At 61.4% G+C, this 25102-nt stretch carries 19 protein-coding genes; 13 read left to right on the plus strand and 6 right to left on the minus strand.

Annotated elements, in window-relative coordinates:
- The first annotated feature begins 68 nt into the window (after window positions 1-68).
- Window positions 69-2384: an ATP-dependent helicase gene (locus tag CGL56_RS08835; protein ID WP_099106179.1), complete on the plus strand. Its 2316-nt coding sequence runs from the start codon at window positions 69-71 to the stop codon at window positions 2382-2384.
- 27 nt (window positions 2385-2411) lie between these two features.
- Here CGL56_RS08835 and CGL56_RS08840 read toward each other — a convergent pair whose 3' ends face one another.
- Genes CGL56_RS08840 through CGL56_RS08850 form a run of 3 tightly spaced genes read right to left on the minus strand, consistent with a single transcriptional unit; the run spans window position 2412 to window position 8305 of the window.
- On the minus strand, window positions 2412-3626 hold the full coding sequence (locus tag CGL56_RS08840; protein WP_099106180.1) for a Pycsar system effector family protein: 1215 nt from the start codon (window positions 3624-3626) through the stop codon (window positions 2412-2414).
- Complete coding sequence (locus tag CGL56_RS08845; RefSeq protein ID WP_099106181.1) at window positions 3616-4551, minus strand: SdiA-regulated domain-containing protein; 936 nt, start codon at window positions 4549-4551, stop codon at window positions 3616-3618. The genes CGL56_RS08840 and CGL56_RS08845 overlap by 11 nt, the downstream gene beginning before the upstream one ends.
- Window positions 4552-4561: 10 nt before the next feature.
- Complete coding sequence (locus CGL56_RS08850; protein WP_099106182.1) at window positions 4562-8305, minus strand: metallophosphoesterase; 3744 nt, start codon at window positions 8303-8305, stop codon at window positions 4562-4564.
- A 172-nt stretch (window positions 8306-8477) separates the two neighbouring features.
- Here CGL56_RS08850 and bshB1 point away from each other — a divergent pair, with 172 nt between their 5' ends.
- Window positions 8478-9209 (plus strand): bacillithiol biosynthesis deacetylase BshB1, encoded by a 732-nt coding sequence (gene bshB1 / locus CGL56_RS08855; protein ID WP_099106183.1) that lies wholly within the window; start codon window positions 8478-8480, stop codon window positions 9207-9209.
- Here the strand turns inward: bshB1 and CGL56_RS08860 are convergent.
- Entirely contained in the window at window positions 9206-10531 is a 1326-nt protein-coding gene (locus tag CGL56_RS08860) for a polysaccharide deacetylase family protein (protein ID WP_099106184.1), read from the minus strand. The two genes, bshB1 and CGL56_RS08860, sit on opposite strands and share 4 nt — an antisense overlap.
- A gap of 259 nt (window positions 10532-10790) precedes the next feature.
- Between CGL56_RS08860 and CGL56_RS08865 the strand changes: the two genes are divergently transcribed.
- Window positions 10791-11591: a hypothetical protein gene (locus tag CGL56_RS08865; RefSeq protein ID WP_099106185.1), complete on the plus strand. Its 801-nt coding sequence runs from the start codon at window positions 10791-10793 to the stop codon at window positions 11589-11591.
- A gap of 15 nt (window positions 11592-11606) precedes the next feature.
- Entirely contained in the window at window positions 11607-12674 is a 1068-nt protein-coding gene (aroB, locus tag CGL56_RS08870; protein ID WP_099106186.1) for a 3-dehydroquinate synthase, read from the plus strand.
- A gap of 1 nt (window position 12675) precedes the next feature.
- Here aroB and CGL56_RS08875 read toward each other — a convergent pair whose 3' ends face one another.
- Window positions 12676-13152, minus strand: a complete 477-nt coding sequence (locus CGL56_RS08875; RefSeq protein WP_099106187.1) for an Hsp20/alpha crystallin family protein — start codon at window positions 13150-13152, stop codon at window positions 12676-12678.
- Window positions 13153-13303: 151 nt separating this feature from the next.
- On the opposite strand from CGL56_RS08875, the gene CGL56_RS08880 reads away from it, so the two are divergent.
- Both CGL56_RS08880 and CGL56_RS08885 read left to right on the plus strand, forming a co-directional pair.
- Window positions 13304-14737: a redoxin domain-containing protein gene (locus CGL56_RS08880; protein ID WP_099106188.1), complete on the plus strand. Its 1434-nt coding sequence runs from the start codon at window positions 13304-13306 to the stop codon at window positions 14735-14737.
- Entirely contained in the window at window positions 14737-15177 is a 441-nt protein-coding gene (locus tag CGL56_RS08885; protein ID WP_099106189.1) for a hypothetical protein, read from the plus strand. Before CGL56_RS08880 ends, CGL56_RS08885 begins: the two co-directional genes overlap by 1 nt.
- A 7-nt stretch (window positions 15178-15184) precedes the next feature.
- On the opposite strand, the gene CGL56_RS08890 is transcribed toward CGL56_RS08885, so the two are convergent.
- Window positions 15185-16147: a TIGR03885 family FMN-dependent LLM class oxidoreductase gene (locus CGL56_RS08890; RefSeq protein ID WP_099106190.1), complete on the minus strand. Its 963-nt coding sequence runs from the start codon at window positions 16145-16147 to the stop codon at window positions 15185-15187.
- 130 nt (window positions 16148-16277) lie between these two features.
- Here CGL56_RS08890 and CGL56_RS08895 point away from each other — a divergent pair, with 130 nt between their 5' ends.
- The 7 genes from CGL56_RS08895 (at window position 16278) to CGL56_RS08925 (ending at window position 25075) form a co-directional block, all read left to right on the plus strand.
- Window positions 16278-17957 (plus strand): alpha-amylase family protein, encoded by a 1680-nt coding sequence (locus tag CGL56_RS08895; protein ID WP_099106191.1) that lies wholly within the window; start codon window positions 16278-16280, stop codon window positions 17955-17957.
- Window positions 17958-18067: 110 nt separating this feature from the next.
- The gene (locus tag CGL56_RS08900; RefSeq protein ID WP_167641575.1) at window positions 18068-19570 is read left to right on the plus strand and encodes a putative maltokinase; all 1503 of its coding nucleotides are present in this window, start codon (window positions 18068-18070) and stop codon (window positions 19568-19570) included.
- 9 nt (window positions 19571-19579) lie between these two features.
- Entirely contained in the window at window positions 19580-20260 is a 681-nt protein-coding gene (locus CGL56_RS08905) for a 4-hydroxy-tetrahydrodipicolinate reductase (RefSeq protein WP_099106193.1), read from the plus strand.
- Window positions 20261-20302: 42 nt separating this feature from the next.
- The gene (locus CGL56_RS08910; RefSeq protein ID WP_099106194.1) at window positions 20303-21196 is read left to right on the plus strand and encodes a hypothetical protein; all 894 of its coding nucleotides are present in this window, start codon (window positions 20303-20305) and stop codon (window positions 21194-21196) included.
- Window positions 21197-21240: 44 nt separating this feature from the next.
- Entirely contained in the window at window positions 21241-22335 is a 1095-nt protein-coding gene (gene ald, locus CGL56_RS08915; protein WP_099106195.1) for an alanine dehydrogenase, read from the plus strand.
- Between the two features lie 70 nt (window positions 22336-22405).
- Complete coding sequence (locus CGL56_RS08920; protein WP_099106196.1) at window positions 22406-23932, plus strand: M28 family peptidase; 1527 nt, start codon at window positions 22406-22408, stop codon at window positions 23930-23932.
- Window positions 23933-23938: 6 nt separating this feature from the next.
- On the plus strand, window positions 23939-25075 hold the full coding sequence (locus CGL56_RS08925) for a sterol desaturase family protein (RefSeq protein WP_245183960.1): 1137 nt from the start codon (window positions 23939-23941) through the stop codon (window positions 25073-25075).
- The last annotated feature ends 27 nt before the right edge of the window (window positions 25076-25102 follow it).

Raw genomic sequence — 25102 nt, forward strand, 5'->3', positions numbered from 1 at the left:
CTTTACTTCCCGTGGCTGCTCCCAAACAAATTGTTGCTTATCTTGGCGGCCCGCTCAAAACTACACCCATGCCCGATCCATCCAACAGCAGCTACCTTGAATCGCTCAACGAGGTTCAACGGCAGGCGGTCACTACTACCGATGGTCCCGTGCTGGTGGTTGCCGGCCCCGGATCGGGAAAGACCCGGGTTCTGACCTTCCGCATTGCCTACATCATCGAGCAAGGCACAGCGCCCTGGGAGATCCTGGCCCTGACCTTCACGAACAAGGCGGCCCGGGAGATGAAGGAGCGTATCGAAAAGGTCGTGGGCAAAAGGGCGAGCTACATCTGGGCGGGAACCTTCCACAGCCTCTTTGCACGCATCCTGCGGGTGGAGGCCCAGCACATCGGCTACCCCAGCAACTTCACCATATACGATACCGACGATACGAAGAGCCTGCTCGGCTCCATCATCCGGGAGATGAACCTCGACAAGCAGGTATACCAGGCCAACGCCATCAAGAACCGGATCAGTTCGGCGAAAAGCAGCCTCATCACGCCGAAGTTGTACGAAAGAAACGAGGAGTTGCTGGCCCAGGACAAGATGGCCAACATGCCCCTCGTCCACAAAATCTACGCCGCATACGTAGCCCGCTGCAAGCAGGCCGGTGCCATGGACTTCGACGACCTGCTGTTCCGCCTCTACGAACTGCTCCAGAACCACCCGGAGGTGGTACAGAAGTACCGCGAGAAGTTCAAGTACGTGCTGGTGGACGAGTTCCAGGATACGAACACCCTGCAGTACGCCATCATCAAACGACTGGTACAGTACCCCAACAGCCCCCGCAACATCTGCGTGGTTGGCGACGACGCCCAGTCGATCTACGCCTTTCGGGGGGCGACGATTCAGAACATCCTGGATTTCGAGAACGATTTCGGACAGCACGGCATCCAGACCTTTAAACTGGAGCAGAACTACCGCTCGACGGAAAACATCGTCAACACCGCCAACGCCGTCATCAGTTACAACAAGCGGCAGATCCAGAAGGAAATCTGGAGCGACAAGGGGGTAGGGGACAAGATCCGCATCATCAAGGCGGTCGACGACAACGAGGAAGGGCGCCGGGTGGCGGATACCATTCTGGAGCAGAAGAACCGCTACCACCTGCAGAACAGCGACATCGCCATTCTGTACCGAACGAACAGCCAGTCGAGGATCTTTGAAGAATACCTGCGGCGGTTCAACATCGCCTACCGGGTGTACGGGGGGCTGAGCTTCTACCAACGCAAGGAAGTGAAGGACCTGATCGCCTACCTGCGCATGGTGGTCAACCCGAACGATGAGGAAGCTTTCCGGCGGTCGATCAACTACCCGAAGCGCGGCATCGGCGGCACCAGTCTGGCCAAGGTAGCCGACCTGGCCCGGCAGCAGAATATCACCCTTTTCGAGGCCCTGAAGCACGTGGCCCTGCCCAAGCGTACGCGCCACGCGGCCGACGGCTACATCCACATCATCGAGGAAGCCCAGGCCAAGGTGAATACCGCCAACGCCTACGAGCTGGCCGACCTGATCGCCAAGGGCTCCGGTTTGACGGACCTGCTGCGCAACGACAAAAGTATCGAAGGGATGGGCCGGCTAGAGAACCACGAGGCCCTGCTGGACGGCATCAAATCGTTCGTCGAGGAGGATACCGTCATCGATACCGATACCCTGCCCGACAAGTCGCTGGCCACCTACCTGCAGAACATTGCCCTGCTGACCGACTTCGACAGCAACGAAGAGAACCAGAACGGGGATGTGGTCACCCTGATGTCCGTCCACGCCGCCAAGGGCCTGGAGTACAAGTCCATTTTCGTCGTCGGCCTGGAGGAGAAATTGTTCCCCAGCTGGATGAGCATGGACAGCACCGACGGGCTGGACGAGGAGCGGCGACTGTTCTACGTAGCCATCACCCGGGCCGAGTTATACCTCACCCTGAGCTACGCCAACACCCGCTACCGCTATGGGAAGATGGTGATGAACGAGCCCAGCCGTTTCCTGGCCGAGGTGCCGGCCGATGCGGTGGAGAGCACTTCCACCAACCCGCGCAGTGCCGATCACGAATACGACAAAGTGGCCCGGCAACGGGAACACCGGGCCCGGGTTACCGGAGTAGCACCGCGCACCCGTCGGGGCACCGCCCGCTTTGCCGAACCGCGGGTCGATCCCGCAACCTTCCAGCCCAGTGCACCGGGGGAAGTGGAGGCTGGCCGCAAGGTGCTGCACCTGAAATTCGGGGAAGGCAAGGTACTTCACGTCGACGGTGGCAGCGACAACCGCATCGCCACCATTCACTTCAGCGACCTGCCCCAGCCCGAGAAGCGCATCATGCTCAAGTTCGCCAAGCTGCAGGTACTGGATTAACATCCGGGGGCCAGATATCGGCCGCCGTTACTGCATATTGGTCAGGTTCCAGATGTAGACCGTCAGGAAGGCCAGGACGGCCAGGGCCAGCCCGCCAATGAAGGTATTGTAACTGATGGTCAGCAGCAGGTACTTGCGGTGCAGCACCTGGCCGAGGTCGTAGAGGTCGCGCGCCAGGTCGTCGTAGAGGCTGTCCTGGTCCATCTTCATTTCCGACATATACTTGATGAAATCGGATTTCTCGATCTTCAGGAAGTTGCCAAAGTAGAGCAGGCTTGCCTCCTTGCTCTGCATCAGCTTGCGCTTTTTGATGCGGTACTCGGTCACCTTCGGGCGGGCGGAGAACACGGCGAAGATGACGGCGGTAAGGGAGCTCATCAGGAGGATGATGATGGGGGCGAGGAACTCCGGACTATTGAAAACCAACTCCTCGAAAAAGCTGAGTCCGGCACCGGATACGGCGATCAGGATGGAGAGGATGATGGTGTTGATGGAGATCATCATGTTCGCCTTGTCGTCGGCGATCCGGCTCAGGTTGATGTGGTTGCGGAAGGCGGTCCGGTACATGGTATCGATGCCGCGGCCGAAGTTCTTGCCGGTCTTGGCCTTGACCTCCTTCTGCTGAATCTTGTAGTTGTTGCTCTGCTGGGTGCTGACATTCTTGCGGCGGCGGGCGTCAAACTCCCGTTTCCCTTCGTCGGTGAGGTAATTGAACTTGAGCAGGAAGTCCTGCATCTCCTGTCCGAAGACGACGGGCCCGCCCTTTTTACTGTCGATTGCTTCCCGTTCCAGTTGCAGGAGTTCGGCCCTCCTTTCGTAGCGCTTCCGGCCCAGCCAGTTCCACACCGCATCGTGGAGCAGGCGGACCAGGCGGTCGCTTTTGGCGTTGGCCTCGGGGACGGCCGTAATCCAGGCCGGTGCGTCTCCTACATCGTAACCTTGCTGGCTGGCGAAGGTGGTCAGTTCTTCGGCCGACCGCTTGGTGAAGTTCTTTGGGCCGCCGATATAGCCGAGCGGGTAGAATAGTCCGGCGAGTTGCAGTCGCTCGGCGGTGGCGGCGTCCAGTTCCGCGTCCTCGGCCAGTTCGGCGGCCTTGTCGGCGATTTCCTCGGCGTAGGCGAAGTTGTGGAAGAGGTAGATGGGTTCCAGTCCTTCGTTAAAGCGGCTGCGGACGTATTCCCGGGCCTCGGAAAAGATGGTCTTCTTCTTTTCCTCTACTTCCGCGTTCTGATCACTGCTCATTGGTAGGGGGTTGCATTCGGGTAAGTGTAGCTACGATGCCGCGTCCGCCCCGGCCTTCGCTGCTGATGTAAAGTTCTCCGGTTTCGGAAAAGGTAATGCCTTCGGGCTGGGTGAACGTAGCCTTTTCCAGGAGTTCCACGTGTTTGATCTGGCTGTCGCGGTCGATCACCACCAGGATATTACCCACCGAGGAGATCACAAAGATATCGTTGGTAAAGGGGTCGACGGCAATGCCGCTGGGCTTGATGATGTACTCCCGGTTGGAGCCGAAAACAATCTGCCCAACCTGAAGCTGGTCGATGTAGTAGGTAGGCTGGGGGTTCAGCCGTTTGGTGGCAAGGTCGAAGGTGTAGATGCCGCGTCGGCTTTCGTTGTCGGCTGCCGGGTTCAGCTCCTGTTCCTTGGGGACGATCAGGAGAGAATTGGTCACCGGGTCGTAGCAGATGCCCTCCGTATCGTTGCGGTAGCTGAAGTCGGTTTCGAGCTTGGTAGCCGGAATATCGCTGAGGGAATCCTGATAGGTAAACTGGTGGATGTCTCCGTCGGTCTCCAGGACGTAAATCTCCCGGTCGCGGCGGGTGATGCCTTCATAGTCCCGGTTCTTGTCGAAGCGGACGCGGTTGATGGTCTTCCCCGAAACGCTGTTGACCAGGAACAACTCACCCTCTTCATCCTGAATGGCGAATAGCTCATTCGGATTGAAACCGGCACAGAGCCCACTGATCTCGTTGAGCTCGGAAGGGAGCTTGACGACCCGGTCCAGGCGATCAAAATTATAGGGGAAGAAGTAGTCATCGTCCACCGTAAAGCTTTCCGTTTCCGGGCGCTGATTTACGGTGATCATCACGTAGGTGATTCCGATGCCCAGGACGATCAGCAGAATGACCACGCTGATTAGATTGGGTTTTTCCCATAGCTTATTCATAGTGGTGGGTTTAGAAGGGGAATCCGGCGGCAAAGTTGAGTCGGCCACTCTCGCTGTCCATAAAGTACGTCAGGCTGAGGATAGTCGCGCCCAGGGGAGCAATCCAGACCCCACCGCCGTAGCCGACGTGCCAGGTGCTGCTGTCTTCTCCGTCCAGCCATACCCGGCCGTGGTCAAGGCCAAGGATGAAGCCGCCAACGGTGGGTACCTCACCCTTGCCGAAGCCGAAGCCCATGAAGCGCAGGTCGAGGTTCTGGTACACCAGGTTATTGCCGAGGTAGCGGTCTACCCGCGCGGCCCGGTAGTTGGACCGCCCTCCCATGGACGCCAGCTGATAGAACAGCGGGTCGCCGGTATTGAATTCGACCCCGACGCGGGTGGCGAAATTGATCGCCTTCGTCAGCATGCGGTAGAAGGTCAGGTGGCCGCCGTATTTGGTGGTCTGCATTTCCGACATGTCGAGGTTCCAGCTGTGGCGGGCGAAGAGTTCATACTTCAATCCGTTGTCGGCCATCAGTGGCACGGCAAGGTTATTGGAGCTGATGGAGGCGGCCAGGCCCGCGAACGACTGCCGGTCGAAAACCGCCGGGTCAATGGCTTCAGTATTGGCGATCAGGGTAAAATCCGGAGCGTCGTCGAGCTCATAACGGTGGTAGAAGGGACCGACGGAGAAACTGAAGCGGTTGCGCTCGCCCCGCATCCGCAACATGGGATTGAGGTATATCTCTTCCCGGCGGGCACGGTTGTATTCCAGTACCTGGTCCTCGGTAATTTCCAGTTCGTCCAGCTCGTCGTCATCGGGCTGCCCCACGCCCTGGTTGCCCAGGCCGAAGAAGTTGGCCACGTAACCGGGGCTGTAGTAGTGGGCCGCCACGGTCAGGTCGTTGCGGCGGCGGAACAGGTCATTGATCTCACCGTCGTAGCGGAATTTGTAGAATTCGTTGGTGCTGTAAGTGCCCAGGATGCTGTGACGCTGGGCGTAGGGATCGGGCTTCCAGCCGGTGATCGTCCGCGTCAGGCCACCGCCGATGAAAAAGCCATCGTCCACGTTGAAGCCCAGGGAGGGGACCGGGATGGTGTAGCTGGGGTAGTATCCTTCAAAGTCGTAGGTATTCAGGTCGGGGTGGTTGTCGCTGCGCCGGTCCTTGAGTCGACTGGTCCGCCCCTCTAGTTCCATGCTTTCTTTTTCGTCGTAGACGCGGGCGACCAGCTTCCCTTCCGCCAGGACTACATCATTGTCCGTCCCTCCAACAATCCGCAGGTTGATGCGGCTGGACTGACCGGATAGGATAAAACGGTCGTCCCCGTCGAGTCCGTAAAGCACCACCTCTTCGGTTTCATTCGGATAGAAAGTACGCTCATAGTAGCGTTCGTCGGCCTCTCCGTCGCTGTCCGCATCAAATACCTGCACGAGGAGGTGTCCGTTCTCGAGCCCTTCGAGGCGAAATACGTCGTCCTGTCCCGTACCCATAACATTGACGCGCTCGGCCAGGGTAGCGTAGTACTCACCGGCGAAGCGGTCCAGTTGCTGGAGTCGCGACTTGAGTTTACCACCGATGTCGTGCTGCCCAAGGCTGTATTCGAGTACTTCCGGGGGCATACGCTGCAGGGCGGAATCTATGGCCTCCTCGCTGAGGTTCTGCTGGATGAATCGTGCCTCGGCCAACATCTCTTCCCGCGTGATGGCGTTCAGGAAGACCCGGTCGTTCCATTTGCCGTTCAGGGCCCGCCAGGTGGCGTTGTCCAGGTCGGCGGTGAAGGGGCGAAGTTTGCGGGCTTCGGGAACGAAGATGCGGGCCACTCCGAGCAGTCCACCGTCGAAATTGCTGAACACCTGGTCGCGGTCGCGGCCTACGGGAACGTACCGTGTGCGGCCGTCATCTTCCTCGAAGGCGGCCCAGCGCCACTGGTCGCGGTGGCGGTCCCAGTCACCGATCAGCAGGTCGAACAGCCGCGCCCGGGCGTAATTGCGCTGGTCGGCGTAGTTCTTCCAGTCGTCGCGCAGGGCTTCGCGCATATCGCTGTTGCTGATGATCTTTTTGCTGCCGCCAAAAAAGCGGGTGCCGCTCCAATCTTCATCGGGACGCTGCTCCACCCAGTACATTTCTCCCCCGAAGTTGGTGTTGAAACTCCCCAGCGCGGGCTGTTTGGGGATGTAGTACAATAGTGGGTCGGCACCCAGGAGGCCGAGTTTCTCCTGCAGGGGGGGCAGGGCCAGGGGGGCGTAGGGGTGAATGGCCGTAAACTGGTCCTTGGCCAGGTCGGCCGCAAAGCTATTTTCCAACAGGCTGGGCAGCAGCTGGGCCGGGTTCTTACGGACCGAGCGCAGCTGGTAGAGGTGGCCGTCGTTGCCTTCCGTATGGAGGCTCATGGTCGTCATTCCACCCCCGCGGCGGTAGGGTTTCAAGCCCCCGAACAGGGTGTCGATCATGACCACCGGAACGGCCACGGGCTGGTAGTAAAGGGGGCGGTAGTGGCGCCCGAAAGTGGCCTTGTTCTTAAAGGCGACCTCCGTGGAGTCACCAGCGTAAATGGACGCGCGTACCGTGTCGTTGTTAACGGTTTCGGCGGGAACTGCGTCCACTCCGACGTCCTGAGGAGCGAAGCGATCCTTGATGATGCGACGGTAAAAGGTGCGCTCCTGCTTGCCCTCTTCATCCACAGTGTAGAATCCTACGTAGATTGAGCCGTCGTCGAAGAAATCCAGCCGGCTGAAGCCCACCGCGCCGTGTACGTAGTTGGCGTCGTTGCCGGGGCGGGCCGGGCCGCGGGTGCTGCCAGAGCCGGCCACTATGTTGATGTATTCGTCCTCGTGGTTGAGCATCATGTTATGCTCGTGGCCGCTTACGAAGATCACGTTCGTCTCGTCGTCGATGCCAGCCTCCACCTTGCGGATGAACTGCTGGTACCGTAGGCTGTGCAGGTCGTTGCTGCCCCCGCCGACGCCCTGGATCAGTCGCACCACGCTGCCTAGGATGGGCAGGGGTACGTAGGCGCCGGGAATGACGTCCGCCAAGGGGAAAATGTGCTGACGCAGGCTGTACTGCCCGCCCCGGTTGCCGTTGGACTGGAGGGGGTGGTGCATCATCACGATCTTCACCTGGTCGCGGTATCCCTTGATCTCATCGGCCAGGGCGAAAGTCATGGCATCGCGGTTCGTGAAGTCACAGCCTTCGCTGACTTCTTCGTCGCGGTTCCAGTCGGCCAGGTACCAGGCCGTATTGATGCCAATGAGCCCGACGCGGTCGAACAGCTCCTTGTCGTCGGGGCCCGAACAGGCATTGTTGGGCATGAAGCGGATGTCCTTCTCGCTGTGGTCCTTGATATACTCCTCCAGCCGGGCCAGGCGGCTGAACTGGCCGTCACCCCCGATTTCGTTCTCCCCTGGGGTGTAGTAGACCGGTCCGGGCACACGCTGTAGCCGGCTGATGAGTTGGTCCAGATAGGCAAGGTCTTCCTCGTCGGCGTTCTTCTTTAGCCCGTCCTTGCCTACAATATCACCCAGCAGCAGCAGGGAGCTTTTCTTTTTCCCCTGGGGCATCTGGTCGATCATCGCCTCCAGGGTGGTGAGTCCCTGGGAATAATCGTAGCCCAGGTCGCCCACCAGGAAGGTGGAATACTGCAGCGTCCCGGAGGGGGCTTCGTCGGAGGTAAGGTCTTCTATTTCCGCTTCGTGGAGCCGGTAATTGGCGCATTGAGTGAGAAACAGGGCGGCCGCCATAAAAGCGGTCCAGTGGGCAAAAGCTTTACGCATCGTGTGAGTAATGTTCGGACTATAACTCGGTGTTGGACGGCGAAGTTCGTAGCCGCGCCAGGGGCCGGGGTAAATCCCCGTACCGGCCCCGCATGGCCCCGTTTTTCCGGGGATTAAACCCCAGCCCACCTGAGGGGTTAGTCCTACTCAACTCCGAATCACGAAGCCCTTTATGAAAGTAGATATCCTCGCCATTGGCGTGCACCCCGACGACATCGAGCTCAGTTGTGCCGGCACCTTGCTCCACCACGCCGATCTGGGATATTCCTTTGGTCTGGTCGACCTGACGCGGGGCGAGCTGGGCACCCGGGGTACCCCCGAGATCCGCGCCCGGGAAGCCTACGCCGCCGCCAAAAAGCTGGGGGCCAAGTTCCGCGAGAACCTCGACCTGCCCGATGGCTTCCTCACCGCCGACGAGGACTCGGTCCGCAAGCTGATCACCGCCATCCGCTACTGCCAGCCCGATATCGTGCTCGCCAATGCCCTCTCCGACCGCCATCCCGACCATGGGCGCAGCGCCCGGCTGGTGGCCGACGCCTGCTACTACAGCGGGTTGCAGAAAATCGAAACCACGGACCTCCAGGGCGGCAAACAACAGCACTGGCGGCCCCGCGCCGTCTACCACTACATCCAGGACCGCAACCGGCAGCCGGATTTCGTCGTCGACATAACGGCCTACCATGCTCGCAAGATGGAAGCCATCGCCTGCTACGCCTCCCAGTTCAACGACCAGTTGCCAAGTGCCTACGCCGGCGAGCCCAAGACGCCCATCAGCGGTAAGGACTTCATGGATTTCCTCCACGCCAAGGCCCGCACCTTCGGTCGTGAAGCGGGCTATGACCTGGCCGAAGGCTTCAACGTCGTGCGCTATCCCGGGGTGAAGGACCTGTTCGATCTGGACTAGTCCGGGCGCCAGGGCACGGCCCCATCCGCCAGTAATTCAGTCAGCGTAGTGGCATAGTGGTCCCACCCATCCTCCCAGCCGTACGCCGCGGCGAAGCTGCTGTTGTGCCACAACAGGGGAAACGGGCCGCCGTAAGGAAGGAGGTGACGGGCCAGGTCCCGGATCCTGGCACCCGCGTCCGCGCCCGACAATCCCAGGTACTGTTTCAGGGTCACGTCCATGGCCGCAAAGGGGTGGATGATGAGCCGGGTGGCGCGCTCCCTTTCCAGGTCATACCAGGGGAAGGGGAGGTTCGTGCCGGCGCGCCAGCCCACATCGTCGCTGTACCCCATGCTGTGGTCTTCCCGCAGGCCGTGTTCCTCCAGTTGGCGGTAGGTGTGGGGCAGGCGCAGGCGCAGGAAGTGTTGGCGGCTGCTCTCGACTTCTCGCTCCAGCAGTTCCGCGATCAGTTGCTTTTCCTTGGCCAATAATTCAGGATGCTCGCTGCTGCGGTACCCGGGGTGAAGGCCCTGGCGGGCCGAGGATTCCAGCTCTTGCATCACCGCGCGCTGGGTAGCGGGGATGGGAAAAGGGTTGGTATCCTGACGGCATCCGGGGCGGGCCACCAGCCAGAAGTAGGTGGCCGTAAGTCCCAACCGCCGGTGCAGGTCCTCCAGTTGGCCGATGGTATTGTAGGGGTCGTTTTCGGGGAGGGAGCGCCAGCGGGAAACCGCCCGTTGCCACTGTCCGCGCAGCAGGTCGCGCAGGCCTCCCGCCATTCCCCGCCAGCCCCGGTGGTGCCAGGCCCACAACAGGTCAATGTCGTAGGTAGGGCGCAGCTCCAGCTCGCGTTCCCGCGGTGGCGGAAGGTCGGGGAACCATTCCCTCAACTGCTGGCCGAGCAGGGCACTCCATTCCCGGACCACCGGCCGGTGAAGGTAGCCGTGGCGGCCGGCGTGGGACTGGGCGGCGGTGAAGCGTCCGTGGCGGTCGGGCGTGAAGGGCTGGTACTCTTCGTAGCGGCTTACGGCGAAGAATATGCAGGCCAGCAGATCGGGGCCGCGGGGGGTAGCAAAGAAGGTGGGCAGGCCATCGGGACGCAGGGTAGGGGCGAGGTCCACGGGTGCCGGGGCCCGGCCAACGAGCAGGGGGTGGTGGGGCAGGGCGTGGGGCCCCTCGCCGCCGTAGCCGATCCGGTAGCGGGGCGGAGCGGTGGGGAAGACGGAACGATCGTTCTCGAATAAAAAGCGGTATCCCAGGTCGTCGCCGAGCAGTTGGAGCACGTAGCGCAGGCGGGGGTGGCGGATGGTGGTCCTTACCCGGATTTCGGGGGTGGGGGTCAAGACAGGCGACAATTGGTGATCCAAACAAGCGGTAAGAGCTTGTTTGGGCTTTACCATTCGACCTGCAACCGGTCCCTTTTCGCCTGTCCTTCGTTGCTGGAAATGGCTTCGTAGCGTGGCTACGATCCACCTCCAGCGCCTCGGCCACCCAAAAAGTGCCTCGCTTTCGATCAGAAAAGCAAAACCCAAACAAGCTCTAAAGGTAAGCTCCGGCAACAAAGCCCCCCGGAATGCTGTACCTTCGCTATATATTCCGCTCATGTACCGCATTATTCTCACCTGCTGCTTCATTGTCTCGGCTCTCGGGCTTGCGGCCCAACAGCAGCTGCCCGGCGACCGGAATATCTACGACGCTTCGCCCCTCGGCTTGATCTACGACCACGAGCTGACCTTCAACGTGGCCATCGCCACCCCCCGCAACTTTATGGTCGGGGTACGCTCCGGCAAACTTATCTCCTTCGACCGCACTCGTTTCTGGACCCTGACCTTCGGCGATATCCGCCACAGCCGGGAGCGGCGGGAAAATCCCGACCGGGTCAACGTGGTGAGTAACCGCGTGAGTCGGGCTTACGTCTTCGGCAAGCAGAACCAGCTCTACGCCCTGCGGCTGGGCTTCGGCATGAAGCGCTTTCTGTCGGAAAAGGCGCCAGAGCGCGGCGTGGCGGTGGGGTACTCTTACGAATTCGGCCCCTCCCTGGGGCTCATCAAGCCCTACTACCTCGAGATTGAGCGGGCTGATGCCGCACCGGTGGACGTGCGTTACAACGGAGAAAACGCCGACGTCTTTCTCAACAACCAGGTGAACGTATTCGGGGCCAGCGCCTGGACGGTCGGCCTGGAAGAAGTAGGGGTGCGTCCCGGAGTGCACGCCAAGTTTGCCACCCACTTTGGTTTCGGGGCCTTCGACGAGACGGCCAAAAGCCTGGAAGCCGGCATCATGGCCGAGTACTTCCTGGGGAATACCGACCTCATGATCGAGAGTGACCTTACTCCCGGCGTCAGCAACAGCCCCCTGTTCCTCAACCTGTTCATCAACGTGCAAATCGGCAAGCGCTGGTAAGCCGGCTTCCCGCCTATGACCCTCACCGTCAGTCAAGACTACGACATCCGTATTGCTGCCCTCGACGAAAATCACCTGCAGTGGCTGGTGAGCCGCCGGTACGCCGGCTGGGTGGTGATCGTCGACGAAGAAACCGAAAAGCACTGCTGGCCCCGGCTGGAGCCCCTGCTGCGGCCGGCCGGCACCCCCATCACCCTGGTCCGGGTGCCAGCGGGTGAGCGCCACAAGACGCTGTCCACCTGTGAAAACATCTGGCAGGAAATGTTCCGGGCCGGGGTAGGGCGCCGGTGGTGCTGTCTGAACCTCGGCGGCGGCGTCATCGGGGATATGGGCGGCTTCGCCGCCGCTACCTTCAAGCGGGGCATCGACTTCGTGCAACTGCCCACCACGCTGCTCAGTCAGGTGGACGCCAGCGTGGGCGGCAAACTGGGAATCGATTACCACGAAGTGAAGAACAGCATCGGGGTGTTCGCCAACCCCCAGGCGGTGTGGATCGATCCCGCCTTTCTGGAAACCCTGCCGCCGCGGGAACTGCGGTCCGGCTATGCCGAGGTGATCAAGCACGCGCTCATCGCCGACGCGGGGCAGTGGGAGGAGCTACGTGGAATTACCGAGCTATCAACCGTCAGCTGGGAAGCGCTTATCGCCCACAGCGTCAACATCAAGCGGGAGATCGTGGAAGAAGACCCCCACGAGCGCGGACTGCGCAAGGCGCTCAACTTCGGCCACACCATCGGCCACGCCGTGGAAAGCTACCTGCTGGCCGGCGACCACCGTCTGCTGCACGGGGAAGCCGTCGCGGTGGGCATGATCACCGAATCCTTCATCAGCCACCGCCAGCAATCGCTGAGTGGTGAGGACCTGGAGGCGATCACCGGCTACTGCCTGGAGGTATACGGCCACCAGCCGCTGCCCGAAGCCGGCTTCCCCGCCATGCTGGACCTGATGCGGCAGGACAAGAAAAACGAAGGCACGGAGATCAACTTCACCCTGCTCGATCGGCCGGGGCAGGCGGTGGTAAACGCAACAGCGACCCCGGAAATCATCCTGGAGTCGCTGCGCTATTACAATTCCTTAGGATAGATCAGGAGCCGATCTCAATGCGGCGGGGCGTCTGGCTCTGCTCCACGGGTTTCATGACGGGGACGAAGACTTCCAGAATGCCGTTGCGGTAGGCCGCGGTGATGTTTTCCTCATCGGTGGATTCCGGCAGGGTGAAACTGCGGCTGAAGGTATGGTAGTTGTGCTCGCGGCGGCTGAAGGAGTGGTGGGGGCGTTGGCGGCTTTCGTGTAGCTCTCCCTTGATGGTCAGGATGTCCTTGTGCACGCTGATGTCGAAATCCTCGCGGTCGTAACCGGGGGCCGCCAATTCGATGAGGTAGCCGCCACGGTTCTCCTCGTCCACCTCGGTAATGTTGGCACCGGGGATGGTCAGTTCGTAGTCGTTGTCGATGGTCTGGTTGCCGTACAGGCGTTGCCGCTCCAGGTCGAAAAGGTGATCGCTGTTGCGGTAGCGGGCGTTTTCGGGGGTAATGCCGCGGAAGCTGGTGAAGGTTCTCATGCTGTTCTGTTCGTTAGTGGTTTGCGGATGCGTCCGGACGGGCGGACATTTTTGCAACGAAAGCCCCGGAGGCCGTGTTCGTTGGGGCTGCGGGCGGACATACCGCCGGCCGCGGGGTGTGCGTTACCTTTGCGGAATCTAACGACACGTAATGCTGCTACGCTTTCTCACTTTCCTCTTCCTTTCCTCCCTGTCGGTACAGCTGGTCGCCCAGCAGGATGCTTACCGGATTACCGTTGACGTGGAGGGCTACGAGGAGGAACTCATGACCCTGGGGTACTACCTCATGGACAAACAGTACATCGTAGATACGGCCTACCGCAACGACGACGGCCGCTTTGTCTTTACCGGAGATTCTGCGGTCCTGAATCCCGGCATCTACCTGGTGGTATTGGCTCCCGACAACAACTACTTCCAGTTCCTCATCGGGACGGACGGTGATCAGGAATTCAGTCTTTCCACCAGCGTCGACGCCCTGGGTGAAGTAAGGGCGGAAGGCAGCCGGGAAAACGAACTGTTCTACGACTACCTGGCGTTTCTGGCCGCCCGGCAGCGGGAGGGGTCGGAGCTGCAGGCCCGGCTGGCGGATTCCACCCTGGCACCCGCGCTCGCCGCCCAGGCCCGCCAGAAAATGGAGGTCCTCAACGAACGGGTGACCGCCCACCAGCAAGCGGTAGTGGCGGAGCACCCGGAAGCTTTCGTATCGGCCATCATCCGGAGCAACCAGCCGGTTATTCCCCCCGACTACCCGGAAATGGAAGACGAGGAAGCCCGCCGTACCCGGCAGTGGCGGTGGATGCAGGAGCACTATTTTGACGGACTGGACCTGGACGACGTGCGGCTCGTCCGCACACCCTTCCTCTTTCAGCGGGTAGACTACTTCATCAACACCCTGCAGGTGAAACATCCGGACACCCTGGCCGCCGCGATCGACCAGGTACTCGGCCGGATGGACCCCCTGTCCGAAGCCTTCAAATACTTCGTGGTGCACTACACCAATGAGGCGGCCTCGAGCAATATCGTCGGTATGGACGCCCTCTACGTCCACCTGGTCGACAACTACTACCGCAGCGGCAAGGCCTACTGGGCCGACGAGGAGCAGGTGGGCAAGATGGTGGAAACCGCCGACCGGCTCAAGCCCCTGCTTATCGGCAAGCAGGCCCCTGACCTGAAAATGGTCACCCGCGCCGGCAACGATACCACCCTCTATGGGGTGGATTCCGACTACACCGTACTGTATTTCTGGCGCTACGACTGCCCGGCCTGCAAGAAGTCGACCCCCCACATGAAGGAATTCTACGAGAACTACAAAGACCGGGGAGTGACCATCTTCAGCGTCTGCACCAAGGGCATCGAGGAGCTGGGGGAATGCTGGGACTACGTGGACGAACAAAAGACCGGCGACTGGGTGCAGGTGGCCGACCCCTACCAGCGGTTCTACAAGGACTACGACATCAAGTCGACCCCGGCCATCTTCCTGCTGGACAAGGACAAGAAGATCATCAGCAAGCGCATCAGCGCCGAGCAACTGGGTGAGGTGATGGACAACCTCCTGAGTCGCTCCACCCCGGAAAACGGACGATAATGGACATTCACCACTTTACGCCGGACCGGATGGACCTCTACGCCACTCTCGTGGGGTGCGGGGCCGGCTTCCTGGTCATGGTCTACCTGGCGTACCGGGCCAGCCGCTCCGGCCACCAGGACCCCCGGCAGCGGGTATTGCTGCCCATGCTGGCCTACTTCGGTGCCTTGTTGTTCCTGATGGCCTTTCTGGGAAGCTTCTGGACGATGTACAAATACCCCGACGTTTCCATCGGCCCCGATGCTTTCGTCATTGAAGGGGAGGAGATGCCGCTGCCCAGCCTGAACAGCGTACGGCTGGAGGCCGTAGGGCGGGGCAGCAACGTCGACCAGAAAATCCTGCTGGTGCAGACCCGCGACCGCCGCAACTGGGTCTTCCCCGGTGACCGCTACGACATAAACGAGATGTACGGTCTCCTGCGGGCCTACAACCAGCGATAAGCGGGTCTTAGCGCAGTTTCGGCAGCACCTGCTCGCCGTAGAATTTCAGGAAGTAATCCTGGTTCAGCCCCACATTGTGGAGGACGATCTTGTCCACGCCCAGCGCAAGGTCCTTTTTCAGCAATTCGACGTGCTCATCCGGGTCCACGCTGATGCGGATGGATTCTGCTACCTCCCGGGGACCGATGAACTGGCTGGCGGCCTCAAACTGTTCCGGGGTGCGCAGCTCTCCGTGGACGGCCGACGTGCCGACGTTGGTGCGCCACTGGGCGTGGGCCAGTTCGATCGCTTCTTCGCGGGTGGGGGCGCAGCAGAGGTCGACTTTCAGGTAGATCGGCTTGCCTTCACCACCGTTGCTGCGGAAGGCGTCGATCACGTCGTCCAGTTTGTTGTGGGGCTGCCAGACGGTGTAGAGCCCGTCGGCCCAGGCGGCAATGTCGGCGGCCGTGGTGGCGGTGATGGCGCAGCCGATGGCTACCGGGGGCTCTTCGGGGAGGGTGAAGAGCTGCACGTCCTCGGCGGTGATGAACTCCCCGCGGTGGGTGAACTGCTCGCCGGCCCAGAGGCGGCGCATGACGCTTACGGATTCGGCGAGCTTGCGGTTCCTGGCGGCCTTGTCGGGCCAGTGGTTGCCGGTGATGTGCTCGTTGAGGAATTCTCCACTGCCGAAGGACGGCCAGAAGCGGCCGGGGTACATCTGACAGAGGGTGGCAACGGCCTGGGCGATGATCACGGGGTGGTAGCGTTCGTTGGGGCAGTTGACCACGCCGCAGGGCAGGCTGGTGGCTTCCAGGGCGGAACCGAGCCAAGACCAGGTAAAGCCGCTTTGGCCCTGTGCGTGGCTCCAGGGAAAGAGGTGGTCGGAGGAAGCCAGCTCATCAAAACCGGCGGCTTCGGCCTGTTTGGCCAGCTCCAGCAGGCGGCGGGGGGTGAATTGCTCTTGGGAAATTTGGTAACCGAACGCGGCCATAGGGTAGTAATTTGCTGTTGTACTCCGCGGCGGCCGTCATTGTTCGGCAAAACATCCGCCCCGCCCCTTGCGTCATTACCGCGGGTGGCGCACTGCATCCGCCACCGTAACCCTGAAAAGCCTTGCGCGCATGATCGATGAATTTTGGTATAAGAACGCCATCATCTACAGCCTTGACCTGGAAACCTTCATGGACGGCAACGGTGATGGGGTGGGGGACTTCCGGGGCCTCACCCGCCGGCTGGAATACCTCCACTCCCTCGGAGTCGACGTGATTTGGCTGGCCCCCTTCCAGCCCACCCCCAACCGCGACAACGGCTACGACATCCAGGATTATTACGGGGTGGATCCCCGCCACGGAAGCAGCGGTGACTTCGCCGAATTCCTCGCCCAGGCCAACAACCTCGGCATCAAGGTGATCATCGACCTGGTGGTCAACCACACCAGCGACCAGCACCCCTGGTTCCAGAACGCCCGGCAGGGGGAGGACGCCCGCTACCACGACTGGTACGTGTGGTCGAAGAAAAAGCCCGACGACTGGGACGAGGGCGTGATCTTTCCCGGCGTGCAGGAGGAGACCTGGACGCGCGACAAGAAAGCCAAGGCGTACTACTTCCACCGCTTTTATGATTTTCAGCCCGACCTGAACCTGGCGAACCCGGCGGTGAGGGAAGAGATCCACCGCATCATCGGTTACTATCTTTCGCTGGGGGTGACCGGCTTCCGGGTGGATGCCGTGCCTTTCGTGCTGGAAACCCAGGAGCCGGGCAGCAATGGCAACCGGGAAATCCGCTTCGACTACCTGGAGGATATGCGCCGCTTCCTGCAGTGGCGAAAGGGTAGCGCGGTGCTGTTGGGGGAAGCCAATATCGCGCCGGAAGAAGCCAAGAAGTATTTCGGCGAGCAGGGGGGGGGATTGCACATGATGTTTAACTTCTACGTCAATCAGTTCCTCTTCTACGCCCTGGCCAGTGGCGACTGTACCCACCTGGCGGAAGCGCTGCAGGAAACGGCCGGCATCCACCCCATGGCGCAGTGGGCCAACTTCCTGCGCAATCACGATGAGCTCGACCTGGGGCGGCTTTCTGAGGAGCAACGGCAGCTGGTGTTTGAGCACTTCGGGCCCGAGAAGGAAATGCAACTGTACGATCGCGGGATCCGCCGTCGCCTGGCCCCCATGCTGGGTGAGCGGGCTCGCATTGAACTGGCTTACAGCCTGGTGTTTGCCCTGCCCGGCACCCCAGTGCTCCGCTACGGCGACGAAATCGGAATGGGAGATGACCTGAGCCTGAAGGAGCGCGATGCCGTACGCACCCCGATGCAGTGGAGCGACGAAACCAATGCAGGTTTCAGTGCCGCCGCGGGGAAGGACCTGGTCCATCCGGTCATCGACGAGGGCCCCTACCATTACCAGGCCCTCAACGTGGAGCGGCAGGCCCGGGAACCCAACAGCCTGCTCAGCTGGACCAAGCGAATGGTGCGCCTGCGCAAGGAATGCCCGGAAATCGGGTACGGCGACTGGAAGATCCTGGACGTGGGCCACAAGTCGGTGCTCGCCATGTCCTATTGTTACCGCGACGTGGAAGTGGTTACGGCCCACAACTTCCTCAGCAGCCCCGTGGTCATCGACCTGGACCTGCAGCACGAGCAGGACACGCCACTGGTCGACCTAGTCGAGCCCCACGAAATAGCGCCCGGTGAGAATGGAAAGTACACCGTGCGCCTGGGCTCCTTCGGCTACCGCTGGTTCCGCCTGCGGGGTGTAAAGCCGGCCATGTCCGGCCCATTATCCTCGGCCGTTGGCGGTTAATTTCTCATTTTGCCGGCTGAAAGGGCCAAACCCCGGACGGCGCGCGCGGGTGCCGGTAAACAATGGCTGAGCCAGGACGCTATACGAACACCCTACCTATCAGAAAAAATATGCCAGCAGACACCGTCTTCAGTACCCTTTTTCAGGATTCCGACTTCCGGGAAGCCCTCACCACCGTGCTTCTGCCCGGCTACCTCCCCCAGCAGCGGTGGTTCACCAGCAAGGGCAAGCATATTGAAACCTGCAGCATCGCCGGCGTATATCCCATTCAGGCCGACGGGGGCATCGTACTCATCGATGTTGATTTCAGCGACGGATCCCGCGAACGCTACCAGATGCCGTTGGCCCTAAATACGAACCGTGACCTGCGCACTCAGTACCAGCAGCATCATCCCGGGCTCATCCTCGGAGAAATTACCGGAACGGGCATGCTGGTGGACGCTGTGGCGCGGAAGGATTTCCGCGACCGGCTCTATACCCTTATGCGGGAGGAAGAATCCCTGGCCGGTGGGCTGTGCGCCGAAGCCGGCAAGGTGCTGCGCGACGGCCCCGCGACCGCTGACAGCGTGGTACCCGCCATCGATACCAGCAACACGGCAATCATTTATAATGACTCCTTTTTCTTCAAGCTGTTTCGCAAGCTTGATCCCGGGCTGAACCCCGACCTGGAGCTGGTGCGCTTTCTGTCCGAACACGCCGGATTTGACCACTGTCCGCCCTATGGCGGCTGCCTCGGGGTAGGACGAATGGACGACGAGGGCTACCTGAACCTGGGCCTGATGAGCGGCAAGGTCGACAACCGGGGCGACGCCTGGGAGCTGTTTCAGCAACTGACGGAGCGCTACTTCGCCGGAGAGGAGCAGGAGGTGGACGCGGAAACCCTCGGCCGCGCGCGGTTGCTGGGTACCCGTACCGCCCAGATGCACAAGGCCCTGGCATCGGCAGGCCCCGACCGCCCCGACCTGCAGCCGGAATCGCTGACGGCATCCTACCGCAAGGAAATCTCCGACGCCGCCCTGCGGCTGCTCGACCGGCAGTTCGCTCAGCTGGCCGAGAAACTGAAGTCCCTGCCGCCCACCACCCAGGTGCTGGCCCGCCGGGTTCTCTCCGTCCACCAGGAATTGAATGCGCGACTCAGCGGACTTCGGGACCGGGAAATGGAGGCCCAACTGACGCGCATCCACGGGGATTACCACCTCGGACAGGTGCTTTATACGGACACCGATTTCTACATCATTGACTTCGAGGGAGAGCCGCTGCTCAGCATTCCTGAGCGTCGTCGCAAACGGCCGCCCCTCAAGGATGTAGGGGGCATGGTGCGTTCCTTCCACTACGCCGCCCAGGGGCAGCTGCTCCTCAATCCCGAACGCTACACCGGCCGCCAGCTGGCCGACCGCGCTGAGTACTGGTACCAAGTCGTCTCCCAAGCCTACCTTGACGCCTACTTCGCGGAGTGCGGCGACGCATCCTTCCTTCCGCCTGAAGAAGGTGACCGCCGGGCCCTGCTGGAACTGTTCATCCTGGAGAAAGCGGTGTACGAAGTAGCTTACGAACTCAACAGCCGGCCCGCCTGGCTACCCATTCCCCTCAGCGGCGTGCTGTCGCTGGTTTAACCACATTTCATGAAAATCGTATTGCTTGGCTACGGCAAGATGGGCCGTTACATTGAACAACTGGCCCTGCAGGCCGGTCACCAGGTCGTCCTCCGCGTGGACGAGGACAATCGCGAACAGATAGGCGCCTCCGACCTGGCGGCGGCCGACGTCGCCATCGAATTCTCCCGCCCCGACGCGGCGGTGGCCAATATCGACCTGGCCCTTGCCGCCGGCGTACCCATCGTGGTCGGTACCACCGGCTGGCTCGACCAGCTCCCCGCCGTCCGCCTGCGGGTGGAGCGGGCCGGAGGGGCACTCTTCTACGCCTCGAATTTCAGCATCGGGGTGAACGTATTCTTCTCCGCCGCCCGGCAGATGGCGCGCAAGCTGGCCCACGAAGGCTATACCGCCCGGATCGAGGAAATTCACCACACCGAGAAGCTGGATGCCCCCTCGGGTACGGCGCTCACGCTCCAGGAAAAGATTGCCTCCCAGTTTCCTCCGGGTGCGGTACCCATCGAGTCCTACCGCGAGCCCGATGTGCCGGGAACCCACCGGCTGACCTTCACTTCTGCCGTCGATACCATCGAGCTCACCCACACCGCCAAATCACGGGAAGGGTTCGCCCGCGGGGCCCTGTCGGCCGCCGCCTGGATCATTGGCAAACGGGGAATCTTTACCATGTCCGATTTGCTCGGCTCCGAGTGATCGGTTACGCTATCTTTGGCTCACTTTTGATAAATAACCGCCATGTTCCGTCTGCTTACCGGCTTGTTTTTCCTGCTGCCCTGGCTGGGTGATCTTTCCGCCCAGGCCCCGGCTACCCAGCTGTACGTCTTCGACCTGCAGGTGAAGGATACGGCGGTTACCCTGACCAATCCCCGCTACCTGACGGCCTTTAACCCGAACGGCTACAACAACCACCCCAACTGGGCTGGGGACCAGCAGTTGTTCGCCTCGGTGATGACGCCGGACATGGCTCAGCCCGACGTATACCTCTTCGACCTGGCTGCCGGTACCCGTACCCGCCTTACCCAGACCGCCTCCGGGGAATACAGTCCCAAAAAGCGGTTCGCCACCGGCCGCTTCTCGGCCGTCCGCCAAGAAATGATTGGCCGGGATACCATCCTGCGGTTGTGGGATTTCCCCCTCGACCGCTCCGACAATGGCCAACCCCTCCCGGGCACCGCCGCCGGAGTAGGGTACTACGAATGGCTCAACAACAGCCAACTGGCCCTCTTCCTGGTCGAGAACCCCAACCGGCTGGTGCTGGCCTCCGCCACCGGCGACGCCCCCCGCACCCTGGCGACCAACACCGGCCGTACCTTCACCCGCCTGCCCAATGGCAACCTAGTGTACGTGGACAAATCCGCCACGCCCTGGCGGCTGATGGAAAAGAACCTGTACCAACTCAACGAAAGTGCCACGGTGGTGGGAGAGATGCCCGACGCCACGGAGGATTTCGTTGTCCTGAGCGATGGCAGCTACCTGGCCGGTTCCGGCAGCAAGCTCTACCGCCTGAACCCCGCCGCGGCCGAAAAGGGCTGGCGGCAGGTGGTCGACCTGACCTTCTATGGCTTTGACGACATCACGCGTCTGGCCGTCAACGGCCGCGGACAGCTTGCGCTGGTCGCCCGCCCCTAACCCTCACCCTACTTTAACCATCGTTCGTTAAAACCACCACCCCGATGATCATTGGATGTCCCAAAGAGATTAAAAACAACGAAAACCGCGTCGCCCTTACCCCGGGTGGCACCCTGGAGCTCGTCCGCCGTGGCCACACGGTGCTCGTGCAAACCAGCGCCGGAACCAACAGCGGCTACACCGACGAAGAATACGTAGAGGCCGGCGCCCAAATCCTGCCCGATATCGAGTCGGTCTACGCCCAGGCCGAAACCATCGTCAAGGTGAAGGAGCCCATTGAATCGGAGTACGCACTGATCCGCGAGAATCAGCTGGTTTTCACTTACTTCCACTTCGCCAGCTCCCGCCCGCTCACCGAGGCCATGATCAAGAGCAAGGCCGTCTGCCTGGCTTACGAAACCGTTGAAGGACCCAACGGTGGACTTCCCCTGCTCATCCCCATGAGCGAAGTAGCCGGCCGGATGTCGGTACAGGAAGGAGCCAAGTACCTGGAGAAACCCGCCGGCGGCCGCGGCATCCTGCTGGGCGGCGTGCCCGGTGTGCCTCCCGCCCGCGTGCTGATCCTGGGTGCCGGGGTCGTAGGCACCGAAGCTGCCAAGATGGCCGCCGGCCTCCACGCGAACGTGACCCTGATGGACATCAACCTCGACCGGCTCCGCTACCTGGCCAACGTCCTGCCTCCGAACGTTACCCTCGTCTTCAGCAGCGAGTACAACATCCGCCGGGAACTGCCCCGTACGGACCTGATCATCGGCGCGGTACTCATTCCCGGTGGCAAGGCCCCGAACCTCATCACCCGGCAGATGCTCACCGAAATGCGCGACGGTACGGTAGTGATCGACGTGGCGGTAGACCAGGGCGGCTGCATCGAAACCTGTCACCCCACCACCCACGAGGATCCCACCTACGTGATCGACGGCGTCATCCACTACTGCGTGGCGAATATGCCCGGAGCGGTACCCTTCACCAGTACCCTGGCCCTGACGAACGCTACCTTCCCCTACCTGCTGCAGATCGCCGAGAAAGGCTGGGAGCGGGCCACGGAGGAGAACGCCGGACTGAAAGCCGGCCTTAACATCGTCCGCGGGGAAATCGTCTACCGCGAGGTTGCCGAGGCCTTCGAGGAACTGGTCAGCTAAGCGACGGAGGCGGTCGGCCTGCCCGCAGTCCCGGGGTTTCATATAGGCGGTAATCCATTACTTTTACGCCATGAAGAATACCCTCCTCCTGCTGCTACTCTGTTCGTTCGGCCTCGGTGCCCAGCAGGGTGCCGCAGGGCAGATCGACCGCTCCCTCCCTGAATTTTCCTTCAACCGCCACGAACTGGCGGGACAGCTGTACTTCCTGGCTTCCGATTACCTGCAGGGTCGCCGGACGGGATCGGTGGGCAACGAAGTGGCGGCGGAGTATATCGCTGCCCAACTCAGGGCTTACGGCTACGATCCGATCAACGCTGCGGACAGCAGCTACTTTCAGGAAGTACCCCTGCGGGTAGTCAACGCCCCGGAGCGCGCCGAACTGACCATCGGTGGCGATACCTACCGTAATGGAGAGGAGTTGCTCGTAATCCGCGGCCCGGAGGCCCAGGCAAGCGGTCAGGTGGTGTTCGCCAACTTCGGGTGGGTGGACCCCGCCAACGATCACAACGACTACGCGAACCTGGACGTCAAGGGGAAGATCGTAATCACCCGGCCCGGTATCCCCGGTGACCAGAGCCAGCAGGCCGTATTCCGCGGCATGGAAGCGAAAGCCGCCATGGCGGCGGAGGCCGGAGCGGCCGGCATCTTCGAGCTCTTCACCCTTCCTTTCCCCTGGGGCAGCTTCAAGAGTTACCTGGGCGGTGAGCGTATGACCATGACGGAGGATGGAAGCCAGGCGACCATTCCATACGGCTTCATCCGCCTGCCCGATGCGACGGTGGCCAGCCTGCAATCCGCCCCCGGCGGCCTATCCGGGGCCCTCAGCAGCACCGGAATGCGCATCCGCGACCTGGGCAGTCGGAACGTGGGGGGCATCCTCCGTGGCAGCAATCCTGAGCTGGCGGACGAGTACGTCCTGATGACCGCCCACTTCGACCACGTGGGTGTAGGCAGCCAGGGTGGGGGATACTACTCGGCCGAGGACAGCATCTTCAACGGAGCCCGTGACAACGCATTCGGAACGGTAAGCCTGCTCGCGGCTGCCCGCGCCTTTGCCCAGCACCCGCCCGAGCGGTCCATCGTGGTACTGGCGGTTACCGGGGAGGAAATAGGATTGCTGGGCAGCAAATACTACGCCGAGCATCCGCTCGTTCCCCTGGAACAAACCATTTTCAACTTCAACACCGATGGAGCCGGCTACAACGATACCTCCGCCGTGGCGGTAATCGGTATGGGACGCACGGGCATCGATCCCCAGATTGAGGCCGCGGCTTCCGCCTTCGGGGCTTCCGTCATTGCCAACCCCGCGCCGGAACAGGGCCTCTTTGACCGGTCGGACAACGTAAACTTCGCCGTCAAGGGCATCCCCGCCCTTACGTTCTCCCCGGGTATGACGGGCTTCGACGATACCATCGCGAAGTACTACCACCAGGTTTCCGATAACCCGGAAACCGTAGACCTGGATTACCTGCAGCGGTACTGCCAGATCTACACCCTGGCCGCCCGCCTGATCGCCAACCGCCCCACGGCGCCCTTCTGGGAAGCCGGGGACAAATACGAATCCGCCGGCAAGGAACGCTACGGCCTGCGCAAGTAAATACCTATGAACAAGCCCCTATATACCTTCGAAGACATCCAGAACCTGGAGTTCCCTCCGGTCATCGTCTATGCGGTTCCCGTTATGGTCGCCCTGACGATCATCGAATGGTTCCTGCGCCGCCGGGAATACATCCACGAGCTCGAGGAAGCCGCCGCCGCCCTGGGGTACCCGATGGGGAACGCGCCCACCCTAAGCAACGCGGGCTTCAACCCGTTCACCTATACCCGCAACCGCAACCTCTACGCCGAGTCGCTGAAGTCCTTCCTGGCCGACAACGCGGGCAGCAGTCGGGCTGAAAAGCACAACTACGACATCAAGGACGGCCTGGCCGCCGCCGGCGTGGGCATCGGCAACCTCATCAGCACCGCCCTGGTGAAGGCCGCCACCTTCGGGATCATCCTGTTCTTCTACAACCTGAGCCCGCTCTACATCCCCACCACCTGGTGGAGTTTCATCCTCTGCTTCATCGTCGTGGACTTCTGCCGTTACTGGGCGCACCGCGTAAGCCACGAGCAGCGGTTCTGGTGGGCCACCCACGTCACCCACCACAGTTCGGAGCAGTACAACTTCACGGTATCCTTCCGCCTGAGCTGGACCCAGCACATCAAGGTGATTTTCTTCATCCCCGCCGCCCTGCTCGGTTTCGATCCCTTCGTGTTCTTTATCTGCATGCAGATCGGGGTGCTCTACCAGTTCTGGATCCATACCGAGCTGATCGACCGGATGTGGGCCCCCATCGAATTCATCTTCGTGACGCCCAGTCACCACCGCGTGCACCACGCTACCGAAGAAAAGTACCTGGACAAGAACTACGGCTCGAGCCTCATCATCTGGGACCGCATGTTCGGCACCTTTTGTCCGGAGGAGGAAACGCCTAACTACGGCATCCTCAAACCCGTCAACAGCTACAATCCGATCAAGCTGGTGTTCCACGAGCACGTGGACATGATCAAGGACATGAAGACCTACCGCCATCCGAAAGCCTGGTGGCGGATACTCTTCCACGGTCCCGGCCTGACCCTCGACAAGGAAAGGCACTACGGCTTCTACAAGTACAAGGACGGGCAGGGGCCGCAGAGCGGAAACGACACCAGCGGAGAGGCGGTAGAGCGCAAGAACCCCCGCAACGTGGTGGTCTAGCGCCTAACTTCGACCGTCAGGCTGTAT

Origin of the sequence: Neolewinella marina (genome assembly GCF_002631205.1) — a bacterium.
Classification (GTDB): Bacteria; Bacteroidota; Bacteroidia; order Chitinophagales; family Saprospiraceae; genus Neolewinella; species Neolewinella marina.